The sequence below is a fragment of the Noviluteimonas lactosilytica genome (assembly GCF_020866925.1).
In the GTDB taxonomy this organism is placed as follows: domain Bacteria; phylum Pseudomonadota; class Gammaproteobacteria; order Xanthomonadales; family Xanthomonadaceae; genus Noviluteimonas; species Noviluteimonas lactosilytica.
In genome coordinates this window covers 1,718,810-1,744,052 of the sequence record NZ_JAJGAK010000001.1, presented here as the reverse complement: position 1 = coordinate 1,744,052, position 25,243 = coordinate 1,718,810, and the positions used below count along the sequence as shown (strand labels likewise).

Here is a 25,243-nt window from a genome sequence, read left to right as displayed (position 1 = left end):
GCGAGCGCGCGCATGTCGAACACGCCTACGATCCTCTACACCCTCACCGATGAAGCGCCGTTCCTGGCGACGCAGTCGTTCCTGCCCATCGTCGCTGCGTACGCGAAGCCGGCGGGCATCAACGTCGAAACGCGCGACATCTCGCTCGCCGGCCGCATCGTGTCGCAGTTCGCCGACATGCTCGACGCCGCGCATCGCGTGAACGACGACCTCGCCGAGCTCGGCGCGCTCGCGACCACGCCCGACGCGAACATCATCAAGCTGCCGAACATCAGCGCTTCCGTGCCGCAGCTCAAGGCCGCGATCAAGGAATTGCAGGCGCAGGGCTTCGCGCTGCCGAACTATCCGGACGAACCGAAGGACGAGCGCGAGCAGGACATCAAGGCGCGCTACGACCGCGTCAAGGGCAGCGCGGTGAACCCGGTGCTGCGCGAAGGCAACTCCGATCGCCGCGCGCCGCTGTCGGTGAAGCAGTACGCGCGCAAGCATCCGCATCGCATGGGGGCGTGGTCGAAGGATTCGAAGTCGCACGTCGCGCACATGGACGGCGGCGACTTCTACGGCAGCGAGAAGTCGGCGACGATCGGTGACGCCGGCGCGCTGCGCATCGAGTTCACCGGTACCGACGGCGCGAAGCTCGTGTTGAAGGACGCGGTGAAGGTGAAGGCGGGCGAGATCGTCGACGCCGCGACGATGAACACCAAGGCGCTGTCGCGCTTCGTCGATGCGCAGATCGAGGACGCGAAGGCCCGCGGCGTGCTGTTCTCGCTGCACCTGAAGGCGACGATGATGAAGGTCTCCGACCCGATCATGTTCGGCGTCGTGGTCGAGCGCTTCTATCGCGACGTGCTCGCGCGCCACGAGGCTGCGCTGATCGACGCCGGCTTCGATCCCAACAACGGCATCGGCGATCTGTACGCGCGCCTGCCGTCGCTGCCGGAAGACCTGCGCGCAATGATCGAAGCCGACATCGCGAAGGAATACGCGTCGCGCCCCGGGATCGCGATGGTCAACTCCGACAAGGGCATCACCAACCTGCACGTGCCGAGCGACGTGATCGTCGACGCCTCGATGCCGGCGATGATCCGCGACTCCGGCCAGATGTGGAACGCGAAGGGCGAGCTGCAGGACACCAAGGCCGTCATTCCCGATCGCTGCTACGCGGGCATTTACCAGGCGGTCATCGACGACTGCAAGGTCAACGGCGCGTTCGATCCGGCGACGATGGGCAGCGTGCCCAACGTCGGCCTGATGGCGCAGAAGGCCGAGGAATACGGCTCGCACGACAAGACCTTCCACATGGAACACGACGGCGTCGTGCGCGTGATCGATGCGAAGGGCAATGTCGTGCTCGAACACAACGTCGAAGCCGGCGACATCTGGCGCATGTGCCAGACCAAGGACGCACCGATCCGCGACTGGGTGAAGCTCGCGGTGTCGCGCGCGTCGCTGTCGCACACGCCGGCGGTGTTCTGGCTCGACGCGAACCGCGCGCACGATGCGCAGGTGCTGAAGAAGGTCGAGGCCTACCTCAAGGATCACGACACCAGCGGTCTCGACATCCGCGTGCTCGCGCCGGTCGATGCGATGACGCATTCGCTCGCGCGCATCCGCCGCGGCGAGGACACGATCTCCGTCACCGGCAACGTGCTGCGCGATTACCTGACCGACCTGTTCCCGATCATGGAACTCGGCACGAGCGCGAAGATGCTGTCGGTCGTGCCGCTGATGGCGGGCGGTGGCCTGTTCGAGACGGGCGCGGGCGGTTCGGCGCCGAAGCACGTGCAGCAGTTCGTCGCGGAGAACTACCTGCGCTGGGATTCGCTGGGCGAATTCCTCGCGCTCGCGGCATCGCTGGAACATCTCGCCAACCGCCACGACAACGCGAAGGCGCAGGTGCTGGCCGACGCGCTCGACGCGGCGAATGCGAAGTTCCTCGATGAGAACAAGTCGCCGGGGCGCAAGCTCGGCACGCTCGACAATCGCGGCAGCCACTTCTATCTCGCGATGTACTGGGCGCAGGCGCTCGCTGCGCAGGACAGCGATGCGGCACTGAAGGCGACGTTCGCGCCGCTCGCGAAGACGCTCGCGGACAACGAAGCGAAGATCGTCGGCGAGCTCAACGGTGTGCAGGGCTCGGCGGTCGACATCGGCGGTTACTACCGGCCGGATGTCGCGAAGCTCGCGAAGGCGATGCGACCGAGCGCGACGTTCAATTCGGCGATCGACGCGCTGGCCTGACGCCGATCACGACCCTCCCCTGCGATACAGGGGAGGGCGACTTGCGGGAACAGCGTCGACTCAGCAGTGGCCGACCCCGATGCGTTCGGGGGAAACGATCGCATCGTTGGCCTGGTGCGGATCGATCGGGTCGTGTCCACCGAGCAGCAGGAACGATTCGAACCAGGTCGTGCCGCGGTCCAGGCGGCCGCTCGCGCGGCGCTCGGATTCCGGCGTGGCGCCGGTCAGTTCGTCCTCGATCCCCGAGTCGATCGGGTGACCCTGCAGCGACAGCAGATCCTTGTAGAGACGGGCGGTTTCGGTGCGCATGGGCGTGCTCCGTTCTTGAGTGGGATGAAAGATAGGCGCATCCTTGGCCGCTGAAAATCGCGGGTTTTGGTATCCAGCCTTCGATTTCATTCAAGTCTGGGAGGTCCGATGCGCCCACCGCTCCACGCCCTCCAGGGCTTCGTCGCCACGGCCCGCCTCGGCAATCTGTCGCGGGCGGCGGAGTCGATGCACCTGACGATCAGCGCGCTCAGCCACCAGATCCGCGGGCTCGAGGAACGCCTCGGGCAACGCTTGTTCATCCGCAATCCGCGCGGCGTCGAACTCACCGCCGACGGGCAACGCCTGTTCGATCGCGTGGCCGACCATCTCGATGCGATCGACCAGGCGCTGCGTCCCTTCGGCGCGCGGCGCGACGACGTGCTGACGCTGACGCTGATGCCGTCGTTCGCGACGAGCTGGCTGGTGCCGCGGTTGCCGAAGTTCGTCGCCGCCAATCCGCAGATCGAGATCCATCTGTCGTCGACGATCAACGTCGTCGACTTCGAGCGCGACACGGAGCTGGATGCGGGCCTGCGCTACGGCCCGGGCCATTGGCCCGGCCTCGATGCGGTGCATCTGTTCGACGATTGGCTGACGCCGATGGCGAGCCCCGCGCTGGTCGAACGCCTCGGTCATCCGACGCTCGAAACGCTCGGCGATTTTCCGTTGCTCGGCGCGCCGGGCGGACGCTGGAGCAATTGGTTCGCGCGTTTCGGCGGGCAGGCGCCGAAGCGTTACGTCGCGAACTTCGACGACTCCGAAACGCTGCACCGCGCGGCGGTCGAGGGCATGGGCATCGTGCTGGGCAGGCTCACGCTCGCGTGGCCGTTGATCGATTCGCAGCGGCTGACGCGCCTGTTCGACGAGAAGCTGAAGTCCGACTTCAGCCATTACCTGGTCGTGCCGCCACGTTCGCGCTCGCACCAGGGGCTGGCGCGATTCCAGGCCTGGGTGCTGGAGGAGGCCGAGGCCTACACTTCCGCGCAAACCTGAACGCGCTACGCTTCCCCTCCCTTCGACGGAGTCGCCACGATGGATCGCCGCACTCGCCCCGCCGTTCGTCCCCTGCTGTCCGGTTTGTTGCTTGCCGCGCTCGTCGGTTGTGCTTCGACGCAAGGATCGTCGGCCTCCGCCTCCGCATCCGCCGAGGACGGCGCGGCCGCGGCCAGCGCTTCCGATTCGTCGATGGTTACCAACGCGACCGGCGCGTCGCTCGACACCGCGATCGCCGGCAGCTGGCGCACGCCGGCCTGGGTGAAGCGCGACCAGTACCGCCATCCGAAGGAAACGCTGTCCTTCTTCCTGCTCAAGCCGGACCAGACCGTCATCGAGATCACCCCGGGCGGTGGCTGGTACACCGAGATCCTCGCGCCCTTCCTGCGCGACGGCGGACAGTACGTCGCCGCGGTGTGGGACGACGCGATCCCGGGCCAGCCGAAGTATCGCTACGACCTCAACAAGCGCCTGCGCGACAAGATCGACGGCAACGGCGCGCTGTACGGCAAGGCCGAACTGCGGATCTTCGACGCGCGCGATCCCGACTTCGGTCCCGCGGGTTCGGCCGACGTCGTGCTGACCTTCCGCAACGCGCACAACTGGGTGGAAGACAGCAACGCGCAGGAATACTTCGACGCGTTCTTCAAGGTGCTCAAGCCGGGCGGCACGCTGGGCTTCGTCGACCATCGCGCGAATGCCGGCACCGATCTGAAGAAGCAGATCGACAGCGGTTACCTCACCGAAGCGCTCGTGCTCGGCTACGCGACGAAGGCGGGCTTCGTGCTCGACGGACAGAGCGAAGTGAACGCGAATCCGCGCGACACGAAGGACCATCCGAACGGCGTGTGGACGCTGCCGCCGACCAACCAGCACGACCCGAAGGACGACGCGAAGTACCAGGCGATCGGCGAAAGCGATCGCATGACGCTGCGCTTCAAGAAGCCGGGTTGAGGCGCGCGCGTTGATGCGCGCAGGCCGCGCGGCATGCTGATCGCGTTCAACAAGCCCTACGGGGTCTTGTCGCAGTTCACCGATCGCAGCGTGCCGCCGCGGCCGACGCTCGCCGGCTTCGGCCTGCCGGCGGGCGTGTATGCGGCGGGCCGGCTCGACGCGGATTCCGAAGGCCTGCTGCTGCTCACCGACGACGGCCCGCTCGCGCATCGCCTGAGCGACCCGCGCCACAAGCAGCCGAAGACGTACTGGGCGCAGGTGGAAGGGACGCCCACCGAGGACGCGTTGGCGCGGTTGCGCGACGGCGTCGTGCTCAGCGACGGGCCCACCTTGCCGGCGCAGGCCCGCGCGATCCCGGACCCCGTCCTGTGGCCGCGCGACCCGCCGGTCCGCTTCCGCAAGACGGTGCCCGACGCGTGGATCGAGCTGGTCATCGTCGAAGGTCGCAACCGGCAGGTGCGCAGGATGACCGCCGCGGTGGGCCTCCCCACGTTACGTCTGGTGCGGGTCGGGATCGGTCCGCACGGGATCGAGGGCCTGCAACCGGGGGCGTGGCGCGAGGTGTCCCGCTGAACTGTTCAGTCCAGGCGGCCGTGCGCAGAGCGGCCACCGGGTAGTTCTGTTAACTTGATCAGCCCGTTCAGGTATCGCAACGAAGGGAGATCGTTGCGGACCTTCGGACAAGGAAGCACATGCCAGAGTCGGCAACCGTTCCGGGTCGGATCCTCGTCGTCGACGATCAACCCGCCAATCTGCGCGTCGTCAGCACGTTGCTGTCGCGCAACGGGTACGACGTCGTGCCCGCGGGGACCGGCAACGAAGCGCTGGAACAAGCCCTCGCGCGCACGCCGGACCTGGTGCTGCTCGACATGCTGATGCCCGGCATGGACGGCTTCCAGTTGCTCGAAGAGATGCGCCGCCATGCGCCGTTGCAGGACATGCCGGTGATCTTCCTCACCGCCGCGCAGGATCGCGAACTGTTGCTGCGCGCGTTCGACAGCGGCGCCGTCGATTACGTCACCAAGCCTTTCATTCCCGAAGAGCTGCTCGCGCGCGTCGGCGCGCACGTCGCGCTGAAGCAGGCGCGCGATCGGCTCGAACGCGTCGCGCGCGAACGCCAGGAACTCGTCAACCTCGTCGCGCACGACCTCAAGAATCCGCTGAGCAGCGTGCTGTTCGCGAGCGACATCCTCATGCAGGACGGCTGCAAGCCCGAACGCGTGCCGCGTTACCTGCAGATGATCCACGAGAGCGCGCACGACGCGATCGGTTACATCCGCCGTTACCTGGAAGGGCAGGAACGCATCGCGGCCGCGGGCGGCGTCGAAGCGCACACGCATCCCGCCGCGTTGCGCGAAACCGTCGAGTGGTTGGCGCAGCGCTACGAACTGCAACTCGAAAGCCGCGGCATGCACTTGCACGCGATCGTGCCCGATCCCTGCGGCACGGTGGCGATCGATCGTCGCGTATTGCGCCAGGTCGCCGAGAACCTGATCACCAACGCGATGAAGTACGCGCCCGACGGCGGCGAACTGACGCTCGAGGTGGCGCGTTCGGGCAACACGGGGTTCTGGCAGTTGCGCGTGCTCGATCGCGGCGGCGGCGTGCCGGTGGAGAAACGCCGCGATCTGTTCAAGCCTTTCATGCGCCTGAGCGGACGCGACGACGGGATGTCGAGCGGCCTCGGCCTTTCGCTCGCGCGGCAGATCATCGTCGGCGCCGGCGGCGACCTGTGGTACGAGGATCGCGAAGGCGGCGGCGCCGTGTTCGTGATCGAACTGCCGGCGTCGATGCTCTCCGAGTAATCACGCTCCACGCGCAACGGGAAGCCCGCGACTCAGCTCTCCGAAGATTGCGCCGAAGCGCGCGTCGACTTGCGCGCGGTCTTGCGCGGCGCGCGCGTCGTCTTCGTCGCACGCTTGGCTTCGACGCGGCGCGAACTGCCTTCGATCGCGTCGCCGTTCGCGCCGTTGCGCGCCTGCTTCGCCTTGCGATGCGCGATGTACCAGAGCGCGCCCGCACCGACGACGGTCGCGACGGTCGCGATCGGATGCTTGCGCACGAACTTCATCGCCACTTTCGATCCCGTCTTGACCGCGCCGATCTTGACGCCTGCATCGAGCCACTGGCCCGCACGCGGGACGAGTTCCATCGCCTGTCCGCCCCACCTGCCGGCGAGGTCGATGGCTTTCTCGGGCAACGCGATCAGCTTGGTGTTCATCGTCTGCTCCCTCGGGGACGAATGCAGGGGTCTGGCTGGGCAGTGTCGGAGCGGCGGTGTTGAGCGCATGTGATCGGTGCGCGCGGTGTTCAGCGACCGTCGCTTCAGGTGCCGCGCGGTTTCGCGCGATGCGTCGCCGCGGCCGACCACGGGTCGTCGGGCCACGGGTGGCGCGGATAGCGTCCCTTCATTTCCTTGCGCACGTCTGGATAGGTGCGTTCCCAGAAGCCCTTGAGGTCCTGCGTCACCTGCAGCGGCCGGCCGGCGGGCGAGAGCAGGTGCAGGGTGAGCGGCACGCGGCCGTCGACGATCCGCGGCGTGTCGGCCAGGCCGAACAATTCCTGCAGTTTCACCGCGAGGACCGGCGGGCGCACGCCGTCGATGTCGTCGAATGCGTATTCGATTCGGCGCTCCATGCCCGACGGCACGACGATGCGCGTGGGCGCCAAGGCATCGATGCGACGACGCAGGTTCCAGTCGACCATTTCGTGCAACGCGTGCGACAACTCGGCGGCATCGAGCGCATCGAGGCGCGTCTTGCCTTCGAACGCGGGGCGCAGCCAGGCGTCGAGCGTGTCTAGCAATGCGGCGTCGGAGAGATCGGGGAAGCCTTCGTCCGGCGCCCATTCGCGCAATGCACGCACGCGTGCGCGCCATTGCTGCAACGTTTCGCTCCAGGGCAGGGCGTCGAGGCCGAGTTCGCGCACGGCGTTGGTCAGCGCCTGCGCGGCGTGCGCGGGATCGACGCGGCCAGCGGGTTTCGACTCGAGCACGATGCCGTCGAAGCGACGCTCGCGTTGCGCGACGAGTGCGCGGCGCGCTTCGTCCCAACGCACCGTGTCTTCTTCGACGAAGCGTTTGGGAAAATCGCGACGCAACGCCGCTTCGTCGACCGGCGCGCCGCGCAACAGCAGCGCATCCTTCGCTTCGTGGCGCAACTCGCTCGCGACGAGCCACGGCTCGCCGAACAACGCGCTGTCGTCGAACAACGTCGCCATGCGCCCGTTCGCGAGTTGGTAGCGCCGCGGTTGCGTCGGATGCTGGCGCGCGATGCGATCTGGGAAGGCGTGCGCGAGGAGGTCGCCGAGATGGTGCGCGTCGATGGCGCGGGGCGGCGATGCGTCGACCTTGAGGCGACGGCGCCATTGTTTCGCGGCCGCGTCGATGGCGGCGAACGCGGCGCGGCTGCCGCCCGGATCATGGCCGCTGCGGAACGCGGACAACGCGCGCCAGCGTTCGGCGAGCGCGTCGCTGCGCGAACGCAGCGGGTCGCGTGCTTCGATCAACGCGGCGAGGTCGCACGCGAGTGCACGGCCGACGTCGTCGCGCGATGCAAGCAGCATCGCCGCGAACCGCGGATGCGTGCCGAGCGACAACATGCGGCGGCCGAGCGTTGTCAGCGCGTCGCCTTCCATCGCACCGAGGCGACGCAACAGGTCGCGAGCAGCACCGAGCGCGCCGGCCGGCGGCGCGTCGACGAACTGCAGGTCGGCGCTGCCCCACGCGGCGAGTTCCAACGCGAGCGCGGCGAGTTCGACCTGCGCGATCTCGGGGCGGCGTTGCGGTTCGAGCCGTTGCGATTGCGGCCACAGGCGATACGCCCAGCCTTCGGCGACGCGGCCCGCGCGGCCCGCGCGCTGGTCCGCCGATGCCTGGGCGATCGACACGATGTCCAGGCGCGAGAACCCGGAGTTGGGGTCGTAACGCGGTTCGCGCGCGAGGCCGCTGTCGATGACCACACGCACGCCCGGCAATGTCACGCTGCTTTCGGCGACGTTGGTGGCGAGCACGACGCGACGTCGTTCGCCCGGTGCGAGTACGCGCGCCTGCTGTTCGACGGGCAGTTCACCGTGCAGCGCAAGCACGTCGATGGCGCGCACCGCATCGCTGTTGGCGAGCGCCGCATCGACCTGCGCGATCTCGCGCTGGCCGGGAAGGAAAACGAGCACGTCGCCCTGGTGTTGCGCGAGTGCATGTTCGATCGCGCGCCTTGCTTGCGGTGCGAGCGCTTCATCGCGTCGCGCGGGGAAGTGCGCGATGTCGACGGGATATGCGCGGCCCGCGCTGGTGAGTCGCGGCGCATCGAGGAAACGCGCGAGCCGCTCGCCGTCGAGCGTCGCCGACATCACCACGATGCGCAGGTCGTCGCGCAGGCCTGCCTGCACGTCGAGCGCGAGTGCGAGGCCGAGGTCGCCGGCCAGGTGGCGTTCGTGGAATTCGTCGAACAGCAACGCGCCGACGCCTTCGAGCACCGGATCGTCCTGCAGCATGCGCGTGAGGATGCCCTCGGTCACCACTTCGATGCGCGTGCGCGCGGAGACCTTGCTCTCGAAGCGAATGCGGTAACCGACGGTGTCGCCGGGCGCCTCGCCGAGTTGTTTCGCCATGAACCCGGCCGCGGCGCGCGCGGCGACGCGGCGCGGTTCGAGCATCAGGATCTTCCGGCCGCCGAGCCAGGCTTCGTCGAGCAGCGCCAGCGGCACCTGCGTGGTCTTGCCCGCGCCCGGCGGGGCTTCCAGCACCAGCCGCGGGTGCGCGGCGAGGCTCGCGCGCACCTCGGGCAGCAGCGGGGCGATGGGAAAGTCGGGGGCGCGCACGCACGAAGTCTACGGTGCCGGCCGGTAAACTTGCCGCCCATATGCTCATCGACATCGGCGCCAACCTCACCCACGACAGCTTCGACCACGACCGCGACGCCGTGATGCAACGCGCGCGTGCGGCCGGCGTGTCGCGCATGATCGTCACCGGCGCGAGCCGCGAGCACTCGCCGAAGGCGGCCGAACTCGCACGCACACACCCGGGCGAGCTGTTCGCCACCGCGGGCGTGCATCCGCATCACGCGACCGAATACACGGCCGAGTGCGACGCGGAGATGCGCGCGTTGCAGGCGCTGCCCGAAGTCGTCGCGGTCGGCGAATGCGGGCTCGATTACTTCCGCGATTTCTCGCCGCGTCCGGCGCAGCGCCGCGCCTTCGAATTGCAGTTGCAGATCGCCGTCGACACGGGCAAGCCGTTGTTCCTCCACCAGCGTGACGCGCACGCGGATTTCATGGCGATCATGAAGCAGTTCGACGGCAAGCTCGCGCCGTCTGTCGTGCATTGCTTCACGGGGACGCGCGAGGAGTTGTTCGACTACCTCGACCAGGATTGGCGCGTCGGCATCACGGGCTGGCTGTGCGACGAACGCCGCGGCCTGCACCTGCGCGAACTGGTGAAGCACATTCCCGCGAATCGTTTGATGATCGAAACCGACGCGCCGTACCTGCTGCCGCGCACGGTGCGTCCGCAGCCTTCGCATCGACGCAACGAGCCGATGTACCTCGCGCACATCGTGGAAGAACTCGCGCGCGATCGCGGCGAGTCGGTGGAGAGCGTCGCCGCCGCGACGACCGCGGCGGCGAACGCTTTCTTCCGCCTGCCCTGACTCAGCGGACGGTCTTCGACCGGTCCTTGTCGCCGGTGAAGAAGCCGACGATCTTCTTGCCGAACGCCGCGAGCACGAGGCCGATCGGGATCAGCAGCTTCTTGAGGCCGAGCAGCAGCACGCCGAGCTTGCCGAACAGGCCGGCCTTCGCCGCGACCCCGCCGCCGACGAGCGCCGCGATGCCGTAGGCCGCGACCTTGTCGGTCTTCGCGTTGTAGTCGGCATAGCGCGCGCCCGGATCGAACTCGACCATCGGCAGCAGTTGCTGCATGTCGGCGCGCACTTCCGGCAGCGATTCCATGTTGGCGACCGCGTTGAGGCTGAGATAACCGCCGCGACCGAGCACGCGGATGTCGTAGTTGAGCGTGTGGCCTTCGCTGCCTTCGAACTCGAGGTCCTTCGCCCAGTACAACTTCTTGTTCGATGCGTCGTAATGCGGTTGCTCGGCCCAGCGGTGCAGCGTGAGGCCTTCGTAGCCGGCGTCCTTGCGCGCTTCGTTCTCGTCCTTGATCTCTTCCTGCATGTCGCTGAGCAGTTCGGCGTAGTCGATCGACTTGGCGTCTTCATCCGACACGTAACCGTCGTCGGAATACGTCACGACCACCGCCCAGCTGGCGTCGTCCATCAACCCGTGCGATTTCGGCACGACCATGCCGAGCACGGTGTCGTCGGGCGGATTGCCCCACAGGTCTTCGAGGACCTTCTGCGCGTCGCTCGCTTCGAGATAGTGGAACTGCGACCCGAGCCTGAACTTCGCGTCGGCCGAAGGCACGGCGATCTCGCCTTCCTTCCAATGCAGCGATGCGACCAGTTGTTCCGCCTGGCGCTTGGCGGCTTCTTCCTGCGATGCGTCCTGCGCGAACGCGCCCCCTGCCACGGCCAGCAGGCCGGGCAGCACGATGCTGCTCCATTTCATTGCGTTGGTTCCCCTCGGCGTCCCCACGCCGGTGGCCAAGTCTAGCTCAGCTGCGCAGGCCGATGCCGCGCTTGAGCAGCCACAGCCCGAGCGCCGACAGCGCGGCGACGAACCCGAGCATCAACGCATACGCGACCCACAGCGGCACGTCGCTCACGCCCAGCAGGCCGTAGCGGAAGGCGTTGACCATGTAGAAGATCGGGTTGAGGTGGGTGAGCGTCTCGGCCCAGCCCGGCAGCAGCTTCACCGAATAGAACACGCCGCCGAGGTAGGTGAGCGGGGTGAGGATGAAGGTCGGCACGATCGCGATGTCGTCGAACTTCTTCGCGTACACCGCGTTGACGAAGCCGGCGAGCGAGAAGATCGTCGCGCCGAGGATCACCGTGGTGAGCGTGACCAGCGGATGCGGGATGCTGACGCGGGTGAACAGCATCGCGATCGCGAGCACGATGACGCCGACCATCAGGCCGCGCAGCACGGCGCCGGCGACGTAGCCGCCGAGGATCACCGCGTTCGGCATCGGGCTCACCAACAGCTCCTCGACGTGGCGACCGAACTTCGCGCCGAAGAACGACGAGGAAATGTTGCCGTAGCTGTTCTGGATGACGCTCATCATCACCAGGCCCGGCACGATGAAATCCATGTAGCGGATGCCGTCCATCTCGCCGACGCGCGAACCGATCAGCCCGCCGAAGATCAGGAAATACAGCGTCATCGTGATCGCCGGCGGCACCAGCGTCTGCGCCCAGATGCGCAGGATGCGCGTCACTTCGCGGCGCACGATGGTGCCCAGCGCGACCCAGTGGCGGCGCGCATTCGATGCGTTTTCGGGTGCGGCGACGGTGGTGTTCACTGGCCTTCCCTCGACGTCATTCGCACGAAGAGCTCTTCGAGTCGGTTGGACTTGGTGCGCATCGAACGCACGCGGATGCCGGCGGCGTTCAGCGCATCGAATACGCGGTTGAGATCCATCGCGCGCGGCATCTCGAGATCGATCGTGTGGTCGTCGACGCGTTCGAGCTTCGTGCCCGTGATGTCGGGCAGCGCGTGCGGCACGTCGCCATCGATGTCGAACAGGAAGCCTTCGACGTCGAGCTGCGAGAGCAGCTTCTTCATCGACCCCTGCTGGATGATCGTGCCCTTGTCGATGATCGCCAGGTGCCGGCACAGGCTCTCGGCTTCTTCGAGGTAGTGCGTGGTGAGGATGATCGTCGTGCCCGCGCCGTTGATCTCGCGCAGCGTCTTCCACATGCCGCGGCGGATCTCGATGTCGACGCCCGCGGTGGGTTCGTCGAGGATCAGCAGGCGCGGCCGCGTCATCATCGCGCGCGCGATCATCAGGCGACGCTTCATGCCGCCCGACAGCGTGCGCGACATGACCTGCGCCTTCTCCCACAGGTGCGCGCGGCGGAGTTCTTCTTCGGCCCGTGCGGCGGCCTCTTCGCGCGGAATCCCGTAGAAGCCCGCGTAGTTGCACAGGATGTCGAAGGGCTTCTCGAACAGGTTGAAGTTGATTTCCTGCGGCACCAGGCCGACCAGGCGCATCGCTTCGCCGCGCTGGCGGTTGATGTCCACGCCGAAGATCTCGACGTCGCCCGCGCTCTTGTTCACCAGCGAGCTGACGATGCCGATGAGCGTGGACTTGCCCGCGCCGTTGGGGCCGAGCAGGGCGAAGAAGTCGCCGGGGCGCACGTCGAGCGAAACGCCCTTGAGCGCCTGGACGCCGTTGTCGTAGGTCTTGCGGAGGTCGCGCACGCTGAGCGCGGGCGCGAGGGCATGGGGCGTTGCGTCGGGGGACATGCGTGAAGACGGGGTCCGGCCGCAGGCCCTGCGGCGAAGCCGGTAGTATAGGCGGCCCCGTGTGGCGCCCGGCGCCACGGTCCGTTGCACAAAGAATCCCAACGCCTTGGCCATCGTCCACTTCCCGCTCAAGCTCACCGCGCGCCGCATGCTGGCGCCGACCGTCGCGCACCTGACCTTCCAGCGCGACGACGGCCAGCCGCTCGACTTCATCCCCGGCCAGTTCCTGCAGGTGCACTTCCATTACGCGGACGGCACGGCGACCAAGCGCAGCTATTCGCTCGCGACCATCCACGACCACGCGCTCGGTCCGGGCGAAGCGGTCGAGATCGCGGTGAGCTACGTGTCCGGCGGCGCGGCGACCGCGTTGTTCGAAGGCCTCGACGAAGGCGGCCTGGTCGATGCGAGCGGTCCGTATGGCCGCTTCTGCCTGATGCCCGCCGACGCGAACCAGCGTTACCTGCTGATCGGCACGGGCACGGGCGTGACGCCGTATCGCGCGATGCTGCCGCAGATCGAACAGCTCATCGCCGAGCGCGGGATCGAAGTCGTGCTGTTGTTCGGTGCGCGCACGCCGGTCGAATTGCTGTACGGCGAAGAGTTCCGCGCGTTCGCGAGCAAGCATCCGGCGCACTTCCGCTTCGTGCCGTGCTTCTCGCGCGAATTGCCGGCCGCCGATTCGCCGCACGCGCACGCCGATGTGCGCCATGGTTACGTGCAGCAGTTCCTCGGCGAGTTCGCGCCCGACGCCGTGAAGGACATCGCGTACCTGTGCGGCAACCCGAACATGGTCGACGCGTGCTTCGAGGCGCTGAAGGCCGACGGCCTGCCCGTCCAGCAGATCCGACGCGAGAAGTACGTCAGCAGCAAGTAGCCGTCCCTTCGGTCACGTTCCGCCCGCCGTTGCGTCCTGTCATGCTGGAAGCAACGAGTGGAGGGGTAACGCACCGATGTCCCGGAAGACACGCTTCATCCTGGCGCTGGCCGTCGTGGCCGGCCTGTTCGGCTACCGCGCCTTGCAGCAGCGGCAGCCCGAGAAAACCGCGGGACCACCGAAGCCGGTGGCCGCGCAACCCGCACCCGAACGCAGGCTCGGTCGCATCGCGTTCAGGCCTTGCACGCTGTCGCCGCCGATGGGCGCGGCGAGCGTGGAAGCGCAGTGCGGCACGTTGTCGGTGCTGGAGAATCCCGCGGCGCCGAATGGCCGCCGCATCGCGCTCAACATCGCCTGGCTGCCCGCCGACGAATCCGGCAACCACGACCCCGATCCGGTTTTCCTGATCGCGGGCGGGCCGGGGCAGTCGGCGACGGAAAGCTTCGCGGCGCTGGTGCCGGCGTTCAAGGACGTGCGCAAGAACCGCGACCTGCTCCTCGTCGACCAGCGCGGCACGGGGCGGTCGAATCCGTTGCAGTGCGATGCCGACGACGAAGGCAAGCCGTCGGAAGATCCGGACGAGTCGCCCGACGCCGCGCGTCGGATGGCGGAACGCTGCCGCGACCAGCTCGCGAAGCGCGCCGACCTGCGTTTCTACACGACGACCGATGCGATCCGCGATCTCGACGAAGTGCGCGAAGCCATCGGTGCGCAGCACGTGAACCTGATGGGCGTGTCGTACGGCACGCGTGTCGCGCAGCAATACGCGATGCGCTACCCGCAGCACACGCGCACGATCGTGCTCGATTCGGTCGCGCCCAACGCGATCTTCCTCGGCAACGATTTCGCGCGGAACCTCGAGACCGCGCTCGACCTGCAGTTCGGTCGTTGCGCCAAGACGCCGGGTTGCACGAAGGCGCTCGGCGATCCGCGCAAGCGCCTCGATGCGTTGATGGCGAAGCTGCGCGCGGAGTCGCCGCTGGTGCGCTTCCGCGATGCCGCCACGGGGCAGATGCAGGAAGAGTACCTGCGTCCGGGCCACGTCGCGGGCCTTGCGCGCATGTATGCGTATGCGCCGATCGCATCGTCGATCCTGCCGCTGCTGCTGCACGAAGCGGACGAAGGTCGTTACGAAGGCCTGATGTCGCTGTCGAAGATGCTCAGCGGATCGATGGCCGACTCGATGATGTACGGCATGCAGTTGTCGGTCGTGTGCACGGAAGATGCGGCAGGGTTGCGCGTCGATGAATCGATGGCGTCGTCGATCCTGGGCAACTCGCTGGTCGATCTGATGCAGGCGCAGTGCGCGGTGTGGCCGCGCGGCACGATGCCGAAGGATTTCCATGCGCCGCTCGCGACGCAGGTGCCTGCGCTGCTGCTGTCGGGCGAACTCGATCCGGTGACGCCGCCGAGCTACGCGGACGCGGTGGTCAAGCACCTGCCGAAGGGTCGCGCGCTCGTGCTGCGCGGGCAGGGCCACAACGTGATCGCGGTGGGCTGCATGCCGAAACTGTTCGCGCAATTCCTGGAAACGGCGGACGCGAAGGCGCTCGATGCGAAGTGCCTCGACAGCCTCGTCTACACGCCGCCGTTCACTTCGTTCAATGGATGGGAACCCTGATGATCGCTGCCGAACATCTCCGCAAGACCTTCCCCGGCAAGGGCAAGGACAAGGCGCCGGTCGTCGCGGTCGACGACGTGGGCTTCGAAGCGCGCGACGGTGAAATCACCGGCCTGCTCGGCCCCAATGGCGCGGGCAAGACCACGACGCTGCGCATGCTGTACACGCTGATGCAGCCCGAGAGCGGGCGCGTGTTGGTCGACGGCAAGGATGTCGCCGCCGATGCCGAAGCCGCGCGTCGCGCGCTCGGCGTGTTGCCGGATGCGCGCGGCGTGTACAAGCGCCTCACCGCGCGCGAGAACATCCGTTACTTCGGCGAGTTGCACGGGCTGGATGCGGCGACGATCGAAGCGCGCACGCGCGCGTTGTCGACGGCGTTGCAGATGGACGACTTCCTCGATCGCCAGACCGAAGGCTTCTCGCAGGGCCAGCGCACCAAGACCGCGATCGCGCGCGCACTCGTGCACGATCCGCGCAACGTGATCCTCGACGAGCCGACCAACGGGCTCGACGTGATGACCACGCGCGGCCTGCGCGACTTCCTGCGCCAGCTTCGCGCGGAAGGACGTTGCGTGATCTTCTCCAGCCACATCATGCAGGAGGTCGCGGCGTTATGCGATCGCATCGTGGTGATCGCGCATGGTCGCGTCGTCGCGCAGGGCACCGCGGATGACCTGCGCACGCAGACGGGGGAGTCGAACCTGGAAGACGCGTTCGTTCGCCTGATCGGTTCGGAAGAGGGGCTGCACGCATGAAGTCCATGCATTCGATCAGAACGATCGTGATGAAGGAGCTGCTCGAGTTCGTGCGCGACCGGCGGACGTTGATGCTCGCGCTGGTGCTCGGTCCGTTGCTGACGCCGGCGATCATGCTCGGCATCCTCACGCTCGCCGAGACGCGCGCGAAGAGCCAGATCGAGAAGCCGCTCGAAGTGCCGATGGTGGGCGTGGAGCGCGCGCCGAACCTCGTCGCGTGGCTCGCGGGCCAGGGCATCCATCGCAAGCAGTTCGACGGCGACCTCGATACCGCGATCCGCACGCAGGTGGAGGATGTGTACCTGCGCATCGGCGACGACTTCTCGAAGGATTGGCACGCGGGTTCGCCGGCGCTGGTGGAGATCGTGCACGACAGCACGCGCCAGGATTCGGAGATCCCGGTACGTCGCATCGAGGCGGCGTTGACGCAGTACGGGTCGCAGGTCGGCGCGTTGCGCCTGCTTGCGCGCGGCATGAATCCGAGTGTCGGTGCGCCGCTCGCGGTCGCGCACAAGGATCTGTCGACGCCGGAAGCGCGGCGCGGCATGGTGATGGCGTTCCTGCCATACCTGCTGATCCTCAGCGCGTTCATCGGTGGTGCGTACCTGATCATCGACACGACCGCGGGCGAACGCGAACGCCAGTCGCTCGAACCGTTGCTCGCAACGCCCGCGCATCGCGGTGCGGTGGTGACGGGCAAGATCGCGGCGGCGTGTGCGGTGGGTGCGACGTCGCTGTTGCTCACGCTGATCGCGTTCAAGATCGGCGCGGCGTTCTCGCCGGGCATCGGCCGCAACATGGACGTGAGCCTGCCCGCGGTCGGCAAGATGCTGCTGATCCTGCTGCCGATGTTGTTCATCGGCACGTCGCTGCTGACGTTCATCGCGGCGGGCGCGAAGTCGGTGAAGGAAGCGCAGAGCTACATGAGCGTGCTCATGCTGCTGCCGATGATCCCGACCATCGCGTTGATGGTGAGCCCGGTGAAGAATCAGTTGTGGATGTTCACCGTGCCGTTCCTCGCGCAGAACCAGATGTTGCTGAAGGTCGTGCGCGGCGAAGGCATCGAACCGATGCAGTGGGTCGTGTATCTCGTCGCGGGCTTCGGCCTTGCGTTGGTGTTGTGGCTCGCCGCGACGCGGCGTTACCACCAGGAGCGACTCGCGATCTCGGCGTGACGCGCGAGCAACGTGGCGTTCAACAAAAAAGCCCGGCGATTGCCGGGCTTTTTCTTTTGCTTCGCGATGGACTGCGTGTCGCGGTGGATCAGGTGCCGGGGCGGAAGCTGATCGTGCGCGTCGTGGTGACCGGCGCGTCGAGCGGTGCGAACTTCCAGCGCTTCACCGCGGTGAGCGCTTCGCGATCGAAGACGCGCGGCGGGTTGGCGTCGACGACGCGCGCGGCGGTGACCGAACCGTCGGTGCCGACGGTGATCTCCAGGCGCACTTCGCCGCTCAGCTGGCGGCGCGCGGCTTCAGCCGGATAGCGCGGCGCGGGCGTCGACACGGCACGCAGGCCACCAGCGGACGGTGCGGGCCGCGCCGGGGCCGATTCGGCGGGCGCCGAGGCGGCGGCGGCGCGCTGCGCGGCTTCACGCTGGGCGGCGGCTTCCTTGTCGGCGGCGGCCTTGCGGTCGGCTTCCTGCTGCGCGGCCTGCTGGTCGGCGAGCTGCTTGGCGGCGGCCTGCTGCGAGGCGAGCTGCTGCGCGGCACGCGTCTTCTCGAGCTCGGCCTTGCGCTTGGCGTCTTCCTCGCCCTGCACCTTTTCCTGCTCGGCGCGGGCGGCGACGGCCTGCTGCTGCTGGGCGATGGTCTGCTTCAGGCGGGGCAGCGCGGGCGCGGTCTTGTCGGTCTTTTCCATCAGCGCGTAGAGGCGCTGCGCTTCGGTGAAGTCTTCGCGCTGGATGCTCTGCTCGGTCGCGATGAGCGCGTAGGGCATCAGGTCGGTCAGCGCGCTGGCGACCGCCGGATCGCTCGGCGCCTTGTCGCGCAGTGCGAGGTAGTACTCCATCGCGTTGTTGCCGGCCGGCGCGTACAGGCGCTGTTCCCGCAGCGCCGAACTGGCCGATTCACGCAACTGGTCGGCGCTCATCGCGGCGACGGTGGCGGACACGGCTTCGACCGGCTTGGCCGCGGCGGCGGTCGCGGTGGCGGCGGTACCGGCGGTCTCCGGGCCTTCGGACTTGCTGCACGCGGCGAGGGCGACGCCCATCGCGACGAGCACGAAAAGATGCATCCGCGTCACGCGCGGCTGCGACTTGGATCTTGCGTACATAACGGAACCACTCCCCTGTCTGTGCGCCATTGCGGGCACGTACCGCGTAGGACGCGACAGCGCGGGTCGTTTGTCAAGGACCCGCCACGGATTTCACGCCTCCGGCAGGCCAACTCCTCTTATTTGCCGATGCAGAAGCTGCCGAAGATGTGACCCAGCAGGGCGTCCGGGGCGACCCGGCCGGTGATTTCGCCGAGTGCGTCGTGGCCGGCGCGCAACGACTCGGCGGCCAGTTCCAGGGCTTCGTGGCCCAGTTGTGCGCTGGCCTCTTCCACGTGGATCCCGGCCCGCGCGAGCGCATCGACGTGGCGGGCGCGGGCGGTGAAGGTGCCTTCGCTGGCGTCCGCGGCTTCGGCGCCGGAGAGGCTGCGAAGGCGGGCATGGAGCGTGTCGAGGCCATCGCCGGTGCGGGCGGAGACGAGGACGGTGTCGGCGAGGGGTGCGTCTTCGACGCGATCGGCGTCGCCGAGGTGAGCTGCCGCTGCTCGCGCGGCGTTGCCGCTTGCCGGTGCGTGCAGCAGGTCGGCCTTGTTGTGAATCCACAGGCGACGCGGCACGTCGGCGATCGCATCGGCAACGGCGGCCTTGCCCGCGGCGGGATCGCGCGCGTCGAGCACGACGATCGCCAGGTCCGCGCGACGCAGTTCCTCGCGCGCACGGCGCATGCCTTCGCGTTCGATCGCATCGCCGCCTTCGCGCAGGCCCGCGGTGTCGACGAGCGTGAGCTCCGCACCATCCAGGCGCACGGTTTCGTGCAGCAGGTCGCGCGTGGTGCCGGCGATGTCGGTGACGATCGCGCGATCGCTGCCAGCGAGTGCGTTGAGCAGCGAACTCTTGCCTGCGTTCGGCGGGCCGACGATCACGGCATGCAGGCCATCGCGCAGCTTGCGTCCGCGCTCGGCGTCGGCGAGCAGTTGCGCGATCTGTTGCGATGCGCGCGCGAGGCCTTCGCGCACTTGTTCGCCGCCGAGCGTGTCGATCGACTCGTCGGCGAAGTCGATCGCCGCTTCGACGTGGATGCGCAGGTGCAGCAGTTCGGTGGCCACCGCATCGACGCGATCGGAGAACACGCCATCGAGCGCACGACGCGCGGCGCGTGCGGCGCGTGTGTCGGCCGCCGCGATCAGGTCGGCGACGGCTTCGGCCTGCGCGAGATCGAGCTTGCCGTTGAGGAAGGCGCGTTCGCTGAACTCGCCGGGACGCGCATCGCGTGCGCCGAGCGCGCGGCATGCAGCGACGATGCTCTGCAGCACGACCGGGCTGCCGTGCGCCTGGAGTTCGACGACGTGTTCGCCGGTGAAGCTTGCCGGCGCTTTGAAGTACAACGCGATGCCGTCGTCGAGCGTTTCGCCATTTGCGCGCATGCGCACGTAATGCGCATGGCGGGGAACGAGTTCGCACGCGCAGATCGCTTCCGCGATCGCGCGGCTGCGTGGACCGGACAACCGCACCGCTCCGACGCCACCGGCACCGGGCGCGGTGGCGATGGCGACGATGGTGTCGGCGTCGTGGTCGGTCACGTTGGACTCCAGGCGATGCCGCATCTTACGTCAGGGCTCGCAAAGCAGAAGCGAGCCATTCGGCTCGCTCCTGGTCAACGCTGTTTGTTCGATGATGCGGCGATTGCTTACGCCTTCGCCGGCAGCGCGTTCTCGCGCTTCAACATCCACCATTGCTGAAGCAGACCCAGCGCACCGTTGGTCACCCAGTACAGCACCAGGCCCGCGGGGAAGAAGATCATCGTGACACCGATGACGACTGGCATCAGCTGCATCATCTTCTGCTGCGTCGGATCCATGCCGGTCATCGGCGAAAGGCGCTGCGTGGCCCACATGATCGCGACGTTGAGAATCGGCAGGATGAAGTACGGATCGCGCGCGGAGAGGTTGTCGATCCAGAAGGCCCACGGTGCGTGGCGAAGTTCGACCGACTCCGAAAGCATCCAGTAAAGCGCGAGGAAAATCGGCATCTGGATGAAGAGCGGCAGGCAGCCCGTCGCCGGATTCACCTTCTCCTTCTTGTACAACTCCATCGTCGCGAGCTGCAGCTTCTGGCGATCGTCGCCGTAGCGTTCCTTCAGCTGCTGCATGCGCGGTTGGAGCTTGCGCATCTTCGCCATCGACTGGAACTGCTTCGCGGCGATCGGATACAGCAGCGCGCGCACCAGGATCACCAGGCCGATGATCGACCAGCCCCAGTTGCCGACGACCGAGTGGATCGCCGACAGCACGAAGAACAACCAGCCGGCGAGCGTGGCCATGATCGAGAAGCGCGAGAAGTCGACGGCGCGCGTCAGGCCCGGCACGTTCTGCGCTTCGATCGCGCTCACGAGCTTCGGTCCGACCCACAGGCGCGCGTGCGTTTCCGCCTTCTGGCCGGGCGCGACATTGACGCCAGGACCGAGCGCGCGCACGACGTAGTGGGTGACGCCGTTCTGCTGCGTCGTCGTCAGCGTGAACTTCGACTTGTCCTTGTCGCCCGGGATCCACGCGCTGAAGAAGTAGTGCTGCAGCAGCGCGATCCAGCCGCCGGTCGATTCCTTGTCGAGCGTGCCGTCGTCGACGAAGTCTTCGTACTTGCGGCGATCGTACTTCTCGTCCGGCGTGTACCAGGTGGCGCCGTGGAAGGCGAACGCTTCGGGGTTCGTGTAGCCGGTCTTCTGCGGCGGCGGGTTGCGCACGAGCTGGCGGTAAACGTAGCCCTGCCAGTTCGCGGCGCCGTTGTTGACGACTTCGTCGCGCACTTCGATCGCGTAGCCGCCGCGCGGGAACGTGTACGTGCGACGGATGGTGACGCCATTCGCGCCCGTCCAGATGAAGGGCACGCGCACCGCGTCGGCGCCGCTGGCGAGCGTCACGTTGCGCTCGGCGCCTTCGGGCACGAAGTTCGAGAGATGGTCGGGCGCCGCACCGGTGTTGCTGACCCAACCGCTCTGCGCTTCGTAGAAGTGCGCGGGATCGGCATCGAAGAGTTTGACGTTGCCGGCTTCGCCGGACTTCGCGTCGAGCGGGAAACGGAGGAGTTCGGCGTTGCGTACGTTGCCGCCGTCGAGCGTCACGCGCAGCGTGTCGGTGGTGACGGTGACGGCGTTGTTCGCATTGGCGTTCGTCGCGGCGGTCGCCGCTGCGCCGGGCTGCGCGGGTGCGGCGGGAACGCCGGCGACCGTTGCGGTCGGTGCGTTCGGCACGGCGCCCGGGGCTGCGCCTCCCGTCGTCGTCGTGGCCTGCGTCGCGACCGGCGCGGGTTGGTGCGCGGCGGTCTGTTCCTTGTTCCACTCCATCCAGAGCAGCGTCGCCACGGCGATCCAGGCGAACAGGAGGAAGACGCGGGTCTGGTTCATTCGAAGGGCTCGGGCGGCAGGACGCGCGCGGCCGAATGCGGCGCGCGAAAGTTCAAGGGGATGGGGGCGGATCGCCCGGGTGGCAAGCGCCGGGCATTGTGCCGCCGGGTCCGGCGGGGGGCAACGCGCCGGCGCGTCGCAACAACGATGCCAGTGCGGCGCGCAGCGCATTCGCGTCGCAGCCGCGCGCGGCGGCGCGGGCGACGAACACGAAGTCGCCGCCTGCCAGCTGGTTGCGGATTGCGCGGAATTCGGCGCGGAGGACGCGCTTGATGCGATTGCGACCCACGGCGCGCGGATCGACCTTGCGCGACACGGCAAGGCCGAGCCGCGCAGGCACGTCGCTGCGCAGCCAGTGCAGGCTCAGGAGGGGATCTGCGTTGCGTCGACCGTCGGCGAACACCCGGTCGAATTCCGCCCGCTGTCGGACGCGGGCACTGCGCGGCAGGCCGGCGTCCATTGGATGCGAAGCGAAGGCGATCTGCTCGGCCGCGAAGGCCGAACGGGTCAGACCGTCAGGCGACGACGGCCCTTGGCACGACGACGGGCGAGGACCTTGCGGCCGTCGGCGGTCGCCATGCGGGCACGGAAGCCGTGGTCGCGCTTGCGCTTCAAGTTGCTGGGCTGGTAAGTGCGCTTGGTGGCCATGAGTGCGGCTCGGGTGCGTGTTTGAGGCGGAAAAGACTGGAAAGTCTAGCGGGCCACGGAGCACTCGGTCAACCCAAGGGACGATAAGGGAACGACGACGCGGATTCCGTTGGCGCTTCCGGGTACGGGTGATAGTCTGCCCCTCTCCCACTTATCCACAGCATCGTGCGGGCTCGCCCCGTTCGCGTGCTGGCATGTCGACGGACCCAAGAAAGCCCCGATGGAAGCCTGGCCCCGCTGTCTCGAGCGCCTCGAAGCCGAATATCCGGCCGAGGATGTGCACACCTGGCTCAAGCCGCTGCAGGCGAGGCTGCGCGACGATGCGCTGGTGCTCTACGCGCCCAACGCCTTCGTGATGGACGAGGTGCGATCCCGCTACCTGGAGCGCATCCGCGAGCTCGTCGCGCATTACGCGGGCAGCATGGACGTGAGCCTGGAGATCGGTGCGCTGCGCCGCGAACCGGCGGCGCCGGTCGCGGGCGCCACGTCGTTTGCGCCGTCGCGTCCGATTCCGGTCGAACCTTTCCAGGGCAACCTCGATACGCACTACACCTTCGACAACTTCGTCGAAGGCCGCAGCAACCAGCTCGGACGCGCCGCCGCATGGCAGGCCGCGCAGAAGCCGGGCGATCGCGCGCATAACCCGCTGCTGCTGTACGGCGGCACGGGACTGGGCAAGACGCACCTGATGTTCGCCGCCGGCAATGCGATGCGCGAGAACAACCCGGGCGTGCGCGTGATGTACCTGCGCAGCGAACAGTTCTTCAGCGCGATGATGAAGGCGCTGCAGGACAAGACGATGGACGCGTTCAAGCGCCAGTTCCAGCAGGTGGACGCGCTGCTGATCGACGACATCCAGTTTTTCGCCGGCAAGGACCGCACGCAGGAAGAGTTCTTCCACACTTTCAATGCGCTGTTCGACGGCAAGCAGCAGATCATCCTGACGTGCGATCGCTATCCGCGCGAAGTCGAGGGTCTCGAGCCGCGGCTGAAGTCGCGGCTCGCGTGGGGCCTGTCGGTGGCCATCGAACCGCCGGATTTCGAGACCCGCGCGCAGATCGTGCTGTCGAAGGCGCGCGAACGCGGTGCGAGCCTGCCGGAGGACGTGGCGTTCCTGATCGCGAAGAAGATGCGCTCGAACGTGCGCGATCTCGAAGGCGCGCTCAACACGCTGTCGGCGCGCGCGAACTTCACCGGCCGCGCGATCACGCCGGAGTTCGCACAGGAGACGCTGCGCGACCTGTTGCGCGCGCAGCAGCAGGCGATCGGCATCCCCAACATCCAGAAGACCGTGGCAGACTACTACGGCTTGCAGGTCAAGGATTTGCTGTCCAAACGGCGGACGCGTTCGCTGGCCCGGCCACGCCAGGTTGCAATGGCATTGGCGAAGGAGCTGACCGAACACAGCCTGCCCGAGATCGGCGACGCGTTCGCCGGTCGGGACCACACGACCGTCCTGCACGCCTGCCGCCAGATCAAGGGGCTGATGGAGACCGACGGCAAGTTGCGGGAGGACTGGGACAAGCTCATCCGCAAACTCAGTGAATGAGTGCGGGGCAAGTTGTGGATAAGCCGTCCGCCGACCAGGGGGCCGATTTGTTATCCACAACTTTTCCCGGTGCAGCAGGGCGGTTTGTACACGCTTTGCTCACGACAATAAACGTTTCAAGATCAAACAGTTAAACCCGAAACACCCAGATTTTCGCTACACCAGCACCACCACTCTTTTGATTTATCCATCCTTCCAGAGCTTGGATCCGGGGAACCAGACAGCATGCGTTTCAGCCTGCAACGCGAAGTCTTCCTGAAGCCGTTGGCGCAAGTCGTCAACGTGGTCGAACGCCGACAGACCCTCCCGGTCCTCGCCAACCTGCTGGTACAGGTGCGTGGTGGGCAGCTCTCGCTGACGGGCACGGACCTGGAAGTCGAGATGGTCGCGCGCCATGCCGTCGATGACGCGCAGGACGGCGAGACGACGATTCCCGCCCGCAAGCTCTTCGAGATCGTTCGCGCCCTGCCCGATGGCAGCAAGGTCACGGTCTCGCAGTCGGGCGACAAGATCACCGTCCAGGCCGGACGCAGCCGCTTCACTCTGGCGAGCCTTCCCGCGAACGACTTCCCGTCAGTCGACGAGGTTGAAGCCACCGAGCGCGTGCGTGTGCCGGAGGCGGGCCTGAAGGAACTGATCGAGCGCACCGCGTTTGCGATGGCGCAGCAGGACGTCCGTTACTACCTCAACGGTCTGCTGTTCGATCTGCGCGACAAGGCGCTGCGCTGCGTGGCCACCGACGGACATCGCCTGGCGCTGTGCGAATCGCCGCTCGACGGCGGTGCCCAGGCCAAGCGCCAGATCATCGTGCCGCGCAAGGGCGTGCAGGAATTGCAGCGTTTGCTCGAAGGCGGCGATCGCGAACTCGAGCTCGAAGTCGGCCGCAACCACATCCGCGTGAAGCGCGACGATGTGACGTTCACCAGCAAGCTGATCGACGGGCGTTTCCCCGACTATGAAGCGGTGATCCCGATCGGCGCCGACCGCGAGGTCAAGGTCGATCGCGAAGTGCTGCGGGCTGCCCTGCAGCGCGCGGCGATCCTGTCGAACGAGAAGTACCGCGGCGTCCGCATCGAGGTCTCGCCCGGCCAGCTGAAGATCAACGCGCATAACCCGGAACAGGAAGAAGCCCAGGAAGAGATCGAGGCCGATACGCGCGTCGACGGCCTGGCGATCGGCTTCAACGTCAACTATCTGCTGGACGCCCTCTCCGCACTGCGCGACGAGCATGTTGTCCTGCAGCTGCGCGATGCCAACTCCTCGGCGCTTGTTCGCGAAGCCGGGAACGAGAAGTGCCGCCACGTGGTGATGCCGCTTCGCCTGTGAT

Annotated in this window: 23 protein-coding genes; 12 read left to right on the top strand and 11 right to left on the bottom strand. The window is 67.4% G+C overall.

What is annotated here, in order from left to right; all coding sequences use genetic code 11:
• Positions 1-12: 12 nt before the first annotated feature.
• Positions 13-2,241 carry an NADP-dependent isocitrate dehydrogenase gene (locus LK996_RS08360; RefSeq protein ID WP_230526643.1) on the top strand — a complete coding sequence of 743 codons (2,229 nt, stop codon included), beginning with the start codon at positions 13-15 and terminating at the stop codon, positions 2,239-2,241.
• A 60-nt stretch (positions 2,242-2,301) separates the two neighbouring features.
• Here the strand turns inward: LK996_RS08360 and LK996_RS08355 are convergent, their stop codons facing one another.
• On the bottom strand, positions 2,302-2,550 hold the full coding sequence (locus tag LK996_RS08355) for a hypothetical protein (protein WP_230526642.1): 249 nt from the start codon (positions 2,548-2,550) through the stop codon (positions 2,302-2,304).
• Positions 2,551-2,658: 108 nt separating this feature from the next.
• Here LK996_RS08355 and LK996_RS08350 point away from each other — a divergent pair, with 108 nt between their 5' ends.
• The 4 genes from LK996_RS08350 (at position 2,659) to LK996_RS08335 (ending at position 6,302) form a co-directional block, all read left to right on the top strand.
• Complete coding sequence (locus tag LK996_RS08350) at positions 2,659-3,543, top strand: LysR substrate-binding domain-containing protein (protein ID WP_230526641.1); 885 nt, start codon at positions 2,659-2,661, stop codon at positions 3,541-3,543.
• Positions 3,544-3,582: 39 nt separating this feature from the next.
• On the top strand, positions 3,583-4,497 hold the full coding sequence (locus LK996_RS08345) for a class I SAM-dependent methyltransferase (protein ID WP_230526640.1): 915 nt from the start codon (positions 3,583-3,585) through the stop codon (positions 4,495-4,497).
• A 33-nt stretch (positions 4,498-4,530) separates the two neighbouring features.
• Positions 4,531-5,070, top strand: coding sequence for a pseudouridine synthase (locus LK996_RS08340; protein ID WP_230526639.1), 540 nt, complete (start codon positions 4,531-4,533; stop codon positions 5,068-5,070).
• A 119-nt stretch (positions 5,071-5,189) separates the two neighbouring features.
• A complete protein-coding gene (locus LK996_RS08335; RefSeq protein ID WP_230526638.1) occupies positions 5,190-6,302 on the top strand; it encodes a hybrid sensor histidine kinase/response regulator in 1,113 nt (370 codons plus the stop codon).
• Positions 6,303-6,334: 32 nt separating this feature from the next.
• Here LK996_RS08335 and LK996_RS08330 read toward each other — a convergent pair whose 3' ends face one another.
• Both LK996_RS08330 and hrpB read right to left on the bottom strand, forming a co-directional pair.
• Positions 6,335-6,718, bottom strand: coding sequence for a hypothetical protein (locus LK996_RS08330; protein ID WP_230526637.1), 384 nt, complete (start codon positions 6,716-6,718; stop codon positions 6,335-6,337).
• Between the two features lie 104 nt (positions 6,719-6,822).
• Positions 6,823-9,315, bottom strand: a complete 2,493-nt coding sequence (hrpB, locus tag LK996_RS08325) for an ATP-dependent helicase HrpB (protein WP_230526636.1) — start codon at positions 9,313-9,315, stop codon at positions 6,823-6,825.
• 41 nt (positions 9,316-9,356) lie between these two features.
• Between hrpB and LK996_RS08320 the strand changes: the two genes are divergently transcribed.
• A complete protein-coding gene (locus LK996_RS08320) occupies positions 9,357-10,142 on the top strand; it encodes a TatD family hydrolase (protein WP_230526635.1) in 786 nt (261 codons plus the stop codon).
• A gap of 1 nt (position 10,143) precedes the next feature.
• On the opposite strand, the gene LK996_RS08315 is transcribed toward LK996_RS08320, so the two are convergent.
• Genes LK996_RS08315 through LK996_RS08305 form a run of 3 tightly spaced genes read right to left on the bottom strand, consistent with a single transcriptional unit; the run spans position 10,144 to position 12,858 of the window.
• The gene (locus LK996_RS08315; protein ID WP_230526634.1) at positions 10,144-11,058 is read right to left on the bottom strand and encodes a DUF2167 domain-containing protein; all 915 of its coding nucleotides are present in this window, start codon (positions 11,056-11,058) and stop codon (positions 10,144-10,146) included.
• A gap of 46 nt (positions 11,059-11,104) precedes the next feature.
• Complete coding sequence (locus LK996_RS08310; protein ID WP_230526633.1) at positions 11,105-11,911, bottom strand: ABC transporter permease; 807 nt, start codon at positions 11,909-11,911, stop codon at positions 11,105-11,107.
• Positions 11,908-12,858 carry an ABC transporter ATP-binding protein gene (locus tag LK996_RS08305; protein WP_230526632.1) on the bottom strand — a complete coding sequence of 317 codons (951 nt, stop codon included), beginning with the start codon at positions 12,856-12,858 and terminating at the stop codon, positions 11,908-11,910. The genes LK996_RS08310 and LK996_RS08305 overlap by 4 nt, the downstream gene beginning before the upstream one ends.
• A 106-nt stretch (positions 12,859-12,964) precedes the next feature.
• Between LK996_RS08305 and LK996_RS08300 the strand changes: the two genes are divergently transcribed.
• The 4 genes from LK996_RS08300 (at position 12,965) to LK996_RS08285 (ending at position 17,283) form a co-directional block, all read left to right on the top strand.
• Positions 12,965-13,732: an FAD-binding oxidoreductase gene (locus LK996_RS08300; RefSeq protein WP_255656528.1), complete on the top strand. Its 768-nt coding sequence runs from the start codon at positions 12,965-12,967 to the stop codon at positions 13,730-13,732.
• A 76-nt stretch (positions 13,733-13,808) separates the two neighbouring features.
• On the top strand, positions 13,809-15,353 hold the full coding sequence (locus LK996_RS08295; protein WP_230526631.1) for an alpha/beta hydrolase: 1,545 nt from the start codon (positions 13,809-13,811) through the stop codon (positions 15,351-15,353).
• Entirely contained in the window at positions 15,353-16,108 is a 756-nt protein-coding gene (locus LK996_RS08290) for an ABC transporter ATP-binding protein (RefSeq protein WP_230526630.1), read from the top strand. Before LK996_RS08295 ends, LK996_RS08290 begins: the two co-directional genes overlap by 1 nt.
• Complete coding sequence (locus tag LK996_RS08285) at positions 16,105-17,283, top strand: ABC transporter permease (protein ID WP_230526629.1); 1,179 nt, start codon at positions 16,105-16,107, stop codon at positions 17,281-17,283. Before LK996_RS08290 ends, LK996_RS08285 begins: the two co-directional genes overlap by 4 nt.
• Before the next feature lie 88 nt (positions 17,284-17,371).
• Here LK996_RS08285 and LK996_RS08280 read toward each other — a convergent pair whose 3' ends face one another.
• From LK996_RS08280 to rpmH, 5 genes are all read right to left on the bottom strand, one after another.
• Positions 17,372-18,340: an energy transducer TonB gene (locus tag LK996_RS08280; RefSeq protein WP_230526880.1), complete on the bottom strand. Its 969-nt coding sequence runs from the start codon at positions 18,338-18,340 to the stop codon at positions 17,372-17,374.
• Between the two features lie 158 nt (positions 18,341-18,498).
• A complete protein-coding gene (gene mnmE / locus LK996_RS08275) occupies positions 18,499-19,899 on the bottom strand; it encodes a tRNA uridine-5-carboxymethylaminomethyl(34) synthesis GTPase MnmE (RefSeq protein WP_230526628.1) in 1,401 nt (466 codons plus the stop codon).
• 107 nt (positions 19,900-20,006) lie between these two features.
• Positions 20,007-21,719, bottom strand: a complete 1,713-nt coding sequence (yidC, locus tag LK996_RS08270) for a membrane protein insertase YidC (protein ID WP_230526627.1) — start codon at positions 21,717-21,719, stop codon at positions 20,007-20,009.
• Positions 21,720-21,771: 52 nt separating this feature from the next.
• On the bottom strand, positions 21,772-22,179 hold the full coding sequence (gene rnpA, locus LK996_RS08265) for a ribonuclease P protein component (protein WP_230526626.1): 408 nt from the start codon (positions 22,177-22,179) through the stop codon (positions 21,772-21,774).
• A gap of 47 nt (positions 22,180-22,226) precedes the next feature.
• On the bottom strand, positions 22,227-22,367 hold the full coding sequence (gene rpmH, locus LK996_RS08260) for a 50S ribosomal protein L34 (protein ID WP_028840469.1): 141 nt from the start codon (positions 22,365-22,367) through the stop codon (positions 22,227-22,229).
• A gap of 220 nt (positions 22,368-22,587) precedes the next feature.
• On the opposite strand from rpmH, the gene dnaA reads away from it, so the two are divergent.
• Positions 22,588-23,916, top strand: a complete 1,329-nt coding sequence (gene dnaA, locus LK996_RS08255; protein ID WP_230526625.1) for a chromosomal replication initiator protein DnaA — start codon at positions 22,588-22,590, stop codon at positions 23,914-23,916.
• Positions 23,917-24,141: 225 nt separating this feature from the next.
• Positions 24,142-25,242 carry a DNA polymerase III subunit beta gene (gene dnaN, locus LK996_RS08250; protein ID WP_230526624.1) on the top strand — a complete coding sequence of 367 codons (1,101 nt, stop codon included), beginning with the start codon at positions 24,142-24,144 and terminating at the stop codon, positions 25,240-25,242.
• The last annotated feature ends 1 nt before the right edge of the window (position 25,243 follow it).